The organism is Actinacidiphila sp. bgisy167 (genome assembly GCF_965342175.1).
Lineage (GTDB): Bacteria > Actinomycetota > Actinomycetes > Streptomycetales > Streptomycetaceae > Actinacidiphila.
Genome location: NZ_CBDRBL010000147.1, coordinates 1 through 6,750, shown reverse-complemented (window position 1 = coordinate 6,750; position 6,750 = coordinate 1). Strand labels below are relative to the sequence as shown.

The 6,750-nt window shown below is 73.2% G+C and carries 8 protein-coding genes; 4 read left to right on the top strand and 4 right to left on the bottom strand.

Features of this window, described 5'->3' with window-relative positions:
- Positions 1 to 5 precede the first annotated feature (5 nt).
- From ACRWND_RS29940 to ACRWND_RS29925, 4 genes are all read right to left on the bottom strand, one after another.
- Positions 6 to 719, bottom strand: coding sequence for an SDR family NAD(P)-dependent oxidoreductase (locus ACRWND_RS29940; RefSeq protein ID WP_431954969.1), 714 nt, complete (start codon positions 717 to 719; stop codon positions 6 to 8).
- A 130-nt stretch (positions 720 to 849) separates the two neighbouring features.
- On the bottom strand, positions 850 to 2,064 hold the full coding sequence (locus ACRWND_RS29935; protein ID WP_431954967.1) for a YbfB/YjiJ family MFS transporter: 1,215 nt from the start codon (positions 2,062 to 2,064) through the stop codon (positions 850 to 852).
- A 151-nt stretch (positions 2,065 to 2,215) separates the two neighbouring features.
- Positions 2,216 to 2,518, bottom strand: coding sequence for a muconolactone Delta-isomerase family protein (locus tag ACRWND_RS29930; protein WP_431954965.1), 303 nt, complete (start codon positions 2,516 to 2,518; stop codon positions 2,216 to 2,218).
- A 195-nt stretch (positions 2,519 to 2,713) separates the two neighbouring features.
- Complete coding sequence (locus tag ACRWND_RS29925; protein ID WP_431954963.1) at positions 2,714 to 3,103, bottom strand: YybH family protein; 390 nt, start codon at positions 3,101 to 3,103, stop codon at positions 2,714 to 2,716.
- Positions 3,104 to 3,312: 209 nt separating this feature from the next.
- On the opposite strand from ACRWND_RS29925, the gene ACRWND_RS29920 reads away from it, so the two are divergent.
- From ACRWND_RS29920 to ACRWND_RS29905, 4 genes are all read left to right on the top strand, one after another.
- Positions 3,313 to 4,344 (top strand): nitronate monooxygenase, encoded by a 1,032-nt coding sequence (locus ACRWND_RS29920; protein WP_431954961.1) that lies wholly within the window; start codon positions 3,313 to 3,315, stop codon positions 4,342 to 4,344.
- A gap of 205 nt (positions 4,345 to 4,549) precedes the next feature.
- Positions 4,550 to 4,729: a hypothetical protein gene (locus tag ACRWND_RS29915; protein ID WP_431954959.1), complete on the top strand. Its 180-nt coding sequence runs from the start codon at positions 4,550 to 4,552 to the stop codon at positions 4,727 to 4,729.
- 367 nt (positions 4,730 to 5,096) lie between these two features.
- Positions 5,097 to 6,113 carry an alcohol dehydrogenase gene (locus ACRWND_RS29910; protein WP_431954958.1) on the top strand — a complete coding sequence of 339 codons (1,017 nt, stop codon included), beginning with the start codon at positions 5,097 to 5,099 and terminating at the stop codon, positions 6,111 to 6,113.
- 78 nt (positions 6,114 to 6,191) lie between these two features.
- Positions 6,192 to 6,750 (top strand): TetR family transcriptional regulator C-terminal domain-containing protein (locus ACRWND_RS29905; protein WP_431954956.1); only part of this gene is annotated, 559 nt, incomplete at its 3' end.

Here is a 6,750-nt window from a genome sequence, read left to right as displayed (position 1 = left end):
GCCGCTCAACGGCCGGCGGTCTGACCGCCGTCCACGGGGAGGGTCACCCCTGTCACGAAAGGCGCCTGCTCCAGGTAGAGAACCGCCTCGACGATGTCGTCGATCTCCCCCATACGCCCCATGGGGTGCAGCCCCGCCAGGGCCTCGTGCGTCTCCTCCGGATGCATGGGCGTCTTGATGGTCCCCAGCGCCACCGCGTTCGCCCTGACGCCCCGCGTCGCGTACTCGATCGCCAGCGCCCGCGTCGCCGCCTGCAGGCCGCCCTTCGTCAGGGACGCCAGCACCGACGTCACCTTCGCGTCCGCCTGGTCGCCGAGGCTGCTGGAGATCTGGACGACGTGCCCCCCGCCCTGCTGCAGCATGCGGTCCACGGCGAGCTGGGTGATGCGGAAGAAGCCGTCCACGTTCACATGCAGCACAGCGCGGTAGTCCTCCTCGGTGTACTCGGTGAACGGCTTCGCGACGAAGATGCCCGCGTTGTTGACGAGTGTGTCCACCCGGCTGAAGCGCTCCATCGCGGTGTCGATCACGCGCTGCGCGGTGTCCCGGTCGGCGATGTCCCCCCGGACCGTCACCACCTCCGGGTCGGTCGACTCGCCGATGCTGCGCGAGGTGGCGACCACGGCGTACCCCAGCTTGCGGTAGCCCTCGACCAGCCCGGCGCCGATGCCCTGCGAGGCACCTGTCACGACTGCGACCTTCCGACCCTGAACGTTCATGGTTCCTTCTCCAAGGATGTCGTTGCACGGACTCCGGCACTAGTCGACCGGTCAGTTCAGAAAGTAGACGACCGGTCGAGAAATGTCAAAGGGCAAAAATCCCATTTGCGGCAAATCGGCCCTGGGTCGCCTACCCGACGCCGGACGCGTCCATGCGGTGCGGGAACCCGGCACGCAGCACCAAGGCCGCCAATGCGGCGGCCAGGACGACGAGAGCCGCGAGGACCAGTGCCTGCCGGTAGCCGTGCCGCACCAGGGGTTCGACAGCCAGGGGGCCGAGGATCTGACCGACCGAGTAGCCGGCGGTCAGCAGGGCGACCGCGCGCGGGAACCGCAGATGCGTGCCCGCGGCGAGGGCCACCGTGCTCACGCCGATGAAGGTGCCGCCGAAGAGGAACGCGGAGGCCAGCGCCGCGGCGGGCCCCCCGACCACAACGGGCAGGGCGATCCCGGCGGCCTGCAGGACGAGTGCGGCGAGCAGCACGTCCGGACGGGACCAGCGCCGCCCCAGGCGCGCCCACAGCGCGGCGGAGGGGACGGCCGCCACCCCGGCCAGCACCCATGCCGCGGTGCCGAGCCGGCCGGGCGAGCCTTGGTCGATCGCAGCGACCAGGAACGTGCCGGCGATGATGTAGCCGACGCCTTCCAGCGTGTACGAGGCGAACAGGGCGCCGAACCAGCGGTGCGTGCGCGGCGCCTCCTCACTGCGCCGCCCTGCGGGGGCCGGGACGTCCGGCGCGGCAGGAGCGGATTCCGTCCGTATCCCCCAGGCCGGCGCCGAGAGCAGCGCGGCGAGGGCGGCGGACGCCCCCCAGGCGGCCCGCCAGTCGGCGAAGCCGCGCAACGCGAGGACGAGCAGACCGGACAGGGCGATCCCGGCGCCGATCCCGCCGAAGCCCCAGCCGGGCAGGTGGGCGGGGTGCTCACGCAGCCGCCCGAGAAGCGCGTTGACGGCGATGACGAAGACCGTCGCACTGGCAGCGCCCGCGACCAGGCGCAGCACCAGCCACACCGCGGTCGTGCGTGTGAGCGGCATGGCGGCGAGGCTCGCCACGAGCAGCAGCAGCGACCCCCGCAGGACAGGGGTCGAGCGGGCCAGCCGGGGCAGGAAGGTCCCGGCGAGCGCCCCGGCGAGATAGCCGACGTAGTTGGCGGTGGCCAGATGGGCGCCGGCCCCCACCGTCAGGCGTGCCTGCGCCTGCATCAGGGGCAGGATCGGGGTGTAGACGAAGCGGCCGACGCCCATGGCCGCCGCCAGCGCCGCCGCGGCCCGGGCCACATGGCCCCAGGGCGCGACGAGAAGGCCGCCGGCGGCGACGGCGGGCGAACCTATTGATTTGCTCATGACATGTTCCTCGACAAGGGGATCCCTGTGCGCACGCGGCGCGGCCCCCGTCGCGCCCGTTTCCGGGCGCCCGAGGGCCGTGCGGGCGTGTGCTGCGGATGCCGCGGGGCGTCGTGCACAGCCGCTCGCGGCAGGTTGTACGGCGTGCGCGTCAGCCGGCGCCGTCCGCCCTTCCCGGGTCGTTGGGGTGCGACTGCACGGCGGTGACGGCCGCGGACATCCACGGCCACAACGGCAGCGTGCCGAGGACCTCTTCGTACAGCTGCGCATCGTCCTCGGCACGCCACAGCCCGATGCTGCGCATCTCGCCCACCGGACGCCACAACCGCACGAGGTGCCCGGCAAAGGCCAGTTCCGCGGCCCGGACGGACTCGGCCGCGCGACGCCGGTCGACCTCGGCCGGATCGGTGCCCTCGGGAACGGTGGTGGTGAGCTCGACCAGGAACTCCTTCACGATGTCGCCTCTCCTGGAAACGGAACAAAAACAAAAAGACGGGAAACGGCAAGGCCGTCCCTTCGAGCGGGCGGCCGGGCCGGTGACGCACCACCAACCCTGCGCCCGCGGGCCCGGGCGGCGCCACGACCGGCTGCCTCCCTCCTGGGAGGCCAGACCTCGCAACGCGCTGCCGCCAGGAGCCACTTCATGGGCTCAGTGGTCGGCGAGGATGCGGGAGACGTGGTAGGCGCGGATCAGCCAGCCGTCGCCCTCGCGCTGCAGGACGAGCGAGAGGTGCACGGGGGCCGCCCACCCCGCCGCGTCCCGGAAGACGATGTCGGCGAAGCCGCCGGCCACCTCGTCGCCGATGCGGTAACCCCGGATCTCACCCACGTCGGCCCAGCGGCCCTCGGCAACCGCCTCGTAGTAGGCGCGCACCTGCTCCCGGCCGGCCGTGGTCTCGGGACCGAAGCCCTGGAACAGCGCGTCGGGGGTGAACAGCGCGGCCATCTCGTCCGGCCGGTGGCCGTCGAAGGCGGCCTTCCAGCGGGACACCACCTCGCGCATGGGGTTGTTCGCCACGTCCGTCGGGTCAGCGCTCATGTCGGTTCTCCTTCGTTCTCATCTGGGGGCTGTTCCGGTCCGCGTCCGGAGCGTCAGCACCCAAGAAATAGTCGACCGGTCTAATAAACCGTAGTCGGGCGGTCGTATACTGGCAACTGCGGGCCGCCGAGCACACCCGGCCGGCACCGCACCGAGGCCGCTCACTCCTCGAGCGAGTGGCGCCACCGCGCAGGAGGAGCACTCACACCATGGTTTCGCCGCTGCCCGCACTCGGGGTGGACACACCTCTCCTCGCCGCGCCCATGGCCGGCGGTCCCACCACCGCCGCCCTGGTCACCGCGGCCGCCGAGGCCGGCGGCCTGGGCTTCCTGCCCGGCGGATACCGCACCACCGAAGCGCTGGCCGAGCAGATCGCCGCCGTCCGGCCCACGGGCGTGCCTTTCGGGGTCAACCTCTTCGCGCCCAACCCCGTCCCGGTCGACCCCGGCGCCTTCCGGCGCTACGCCCGTGCCATCGCCCGCGACGCCGCCGCGTACGACATCGACACGCTCGCCGCGGAGCCGGTCGAGGACGACGACCACTGGGCGGACAAGGTCGCCCTCCTCCTCGCCGACCCGGTGCCGGTGGTGAGCTTCACCTTCGGCATTCCGCAGGCGCCCGTCGTCTCCGCGCTGCGCGCCGCAGGAAGCCTCGTCGTGCAGACCGTCACCTCCGCCGCGGAGGCCAGGGCGGCCGCGGAGGCCGGGGCCGACATGCTGGCCGTGCAGGCGTCCGCCGCGGGCGGGCACTCGGGGACGCTCACTCCGCAGCACATGCCGGCGCCCGTCCCGCTGGAGGAGCTGCTCGGCGAGGTGCGCGCCGCCGCAGCCCTGCCGCTCGTCGCCGCCGGCGGCGTGGCGACCCCGGCTGCCGTGACCGGTGCGTTGCGCGCCGGAGCCGACGCGGTCATGGTCGGCACCATTCTCCTGCGCGCCGACGAGGCCGGCACCTCGGCGCCGCACCGGGCGGCGCTGGCCGACCCGGCGCGCACCGAAACAGTGGTCACCCGGGCCTTCACGGGGCGCCCGGCCAGGGCGCTGCGCAACGGCTTCACCGACCGCCACAGCGAAGCGGCCCCGACCGGCTACCCGGCCCTGCACCACCTGACCGGCCCGATGCGCAAGGCGGCTGCCGCCGCCGGCGACCAGGAGCGCATCCACTTGTGGGCGGGTACGGGGTACCGGCACGCCACCGAGGAGCCCGCGGAGCGGATCCTGCGGCGGCTCGCGTCCGGCATCTGAGGCGCACCCGCGCGAGGGCGGCCCGCTCCGCCCCAGGTCGCGGCGCCCCGGCGGGAGTTCCGCCGCCACCCGGCGGCAGTCGAGTGCCACCCTCCCGAGAACCGCGCGAGCCAGGTCACAGCACCGAAGTTGATCACCTTCTTGACAGGTGATGACGAGCGGGGCATCGTCGATGAATCGACACCCCCGCGGAGGAGACGACGCCATGCCGCCCTCATCACACAAGACCCCTGACGCCGCCGCGACGGCGCGCAAGGCCCGGTTCGGCAAACTGCCGGAGCGCGTCCGACCCGACCAGATGATCCAGGAGCGCCCGGCCGCCGCGCCCGACCCGGCAAGGAACGCCTACTCCGCCGACGAATGGCTCGTCCGGTACTGCCTCTGAGCCCCGACCGACCCCGCGACCACCTCGGCGGCGCGCTGCCGCTCGCGGCATCCGCGAGCAGCGCCCGCGCCGTCCCGGCCACCTGACCCGGCAGCCGAGACCTCGGCACATCACGCCGGCCCGCCCCACACCGTGAGGGCGGGCCGGCGTCGCCATGTCCGCCCCACCACCGCCCGCCCCCTTGCGCCGCCCGAGGCGCGGGTGGCGCTTGACGCGCTTAAGACGACCGGTCATATTGTCTTTCGGTGGTTCCCGTCGCGCCGAAGTGACGGGACCGGTCCGCGCCACCGCGCGCCGCCGCGCTCACTTCGCAGCACCCCGCCGGGCCACCTCAACCCCAACCCGCTCGAGCAGCCGAGGAGAAACCATGTCCACGTACCGCGCATTCGAGGTCACAGGCACCCGCGACTTCGAACTCGTCACCCGCCAGGTCGCGGCTCCGCCCGCCGGGCACGTCCGGCTGAGGGTCGAGAGCTGCGGTGTCTGCCACTCCGACGCCCTCGCCGTGGAGGGCATACGCGCCGACCCGACCCAGCCGGTCGTCCCTGGCCACGAGGTCGTCGGCGTCATCGACGCCGTCGGCGAGGGCGTGACCGCCTGGCGCGTGGGCGACCGCGTGGGCGTCGGCTTCCTGGGCGGCCACTGCGGCGAGTGCACGCCCTGCCGCCGCGGCGACTTCGTCAACTGCACCGATCAGCACCGGACCGGCACCACCACCGACGGCGGTTACGCCGAGGTGATGATCGCCCGCAGCAGCGGTCTGGCGCGGGTTCCGGAGGGCCTGTCCCCCACCCTCGCCGCCCCGCTGCTCTGCGCCGGCCTCACCACCTTCAGCGCCCTGAGCCGGCTCCAGCTGCGGCCCGGCGCACTCGTCGCGATCCAGGGCATCGGCGGCCTCGGCCACCTGGGCGTGCAGTACGCCACCCGGCTCGGCTACCGCGTCGCGGCCATCGCCCGGGGCTGGGAGAAGGAGAAGCTCGCCCTGGAACTCGGCGCGAGCCACTACATCGACAGCTCGGCGCAGGACCCGGGGGCCGCACTGCGCGAGCTGGGCGGCGCGGACGCCATCGTCGCCACGGCGGCGAACGGTGCGTCCATGGCCCCTCTGGTGCCCGGACTCGCCGCGCGCGGACACATGGTCGTGGTGGGCGTCCCCATGGACCCGATCTCCGTCGCCGCGCCCGACCTGGTCCTCGGCTCACGCACCGTCAGCGGCAGCCTGACCGGCTCCTCCATCGACAACGAGGACAACCTCGAGTTCAGCCTGCGCTCCGGCGTCCGCCCGATCGTCGAGACGATGCCCCTGTCGCGGGCCCCGGAGGCCTACGAGCGCATGATGGCCGGAAAGGCCCGCTTCCGGATCGTGCTGGACACGGCGGCCTGACCCGGCGGGCCGGCGCCGTCCCGGGTGTATGTTGACAGCCGGGAGACGACTGGCCGTATTGCGCCGGAGGAGGTGGCCATGGCCCGGCAGAGCATGCGCGAGGCGATCCTCGACGCCGCGGTCGAGCAGTTCCACGCGAAGGGGTACAACGCCGCGGGCGTGAAGGACATCACGGACGCGGCCGGGGTGCCGAAGGGGTCGTTCTACAACCACTTCGACAGCAAGGAGTCGCTGGCCCTCGTCGCGCTCGACCGCTACGGCGCGGGCCGGCGGACGCACGAGCTGGCGGCACCGGGCAGTGCGCCGCTGGCACGGCTGCGCGCGCACTTCGAGTTCCTGCGCGACGAGACCGTGGACGCGGACTTCACCCGGGGCTGCATGTTCGGCAACTTCGGCGCCGAGATCGCCGACCACAGCGAGACGATCCGCGCCGGCGTCCGCGCGTCCCTCGGGCACTGGGCCTCGCGGATCGCGGGCGCCCTCGCCGAGGCACAGCGGGACGGCGACCTGCGGGCGGACCTCGACACCGAGCGGACGGCACGGTTCGTGCTCAGCGCCTGGGAAGGCACACTGATCACCGCACGCTCCGGCCGGTCACACGAGGCGTTCGAGGACTTCTTCCACACTGTCTTCGAAA

Coding starts and splice junctions, on each gene's coding strand:
- ACRWND_RS29940 (WP_431954969.1), bottom strand. CDS start 719: ATGAACGTTCAGGGTCGGAAGGTCGCAGTCGTGACAGGTGCCTCGCAG.
- ACRWND_RS29935 (WP_431954967.1), bottom strand. CDS start 2,064: ATGAGCAAATCAATAGGTTCGCCCGCCGTCGCCGCCGGCGGCCTTCTC.
- ACRWND_RS29925 (WP_431954963.1), bottom strand. CDS start 3,103: ATGAGCGCTGACCCGACGGACGTGGCGAACAACCCCATGCGCGAGGTG.
- ACRWND_RS29920 (WP_431954961.1), top strand. CDS start 3,313: ATGGTTTCGCCGCTGCCCGCACTCGGGGTGGACACACCTCTCCTCGCC.
- ACRWND_RS29915 (WP_431954959.1), top strand. CDS start 4,550: ATGCCGCCCTCATCACACAAGACCCCTGACGCCGCCGCGACGGCGCGC.
- ACRWND_RS29910 (WP_431954958.1), top strand. CDS start 5,097: ATGTCCACGTACCGCGCATTCGAGGTCACAGGCACCCGCGACTTCGAA.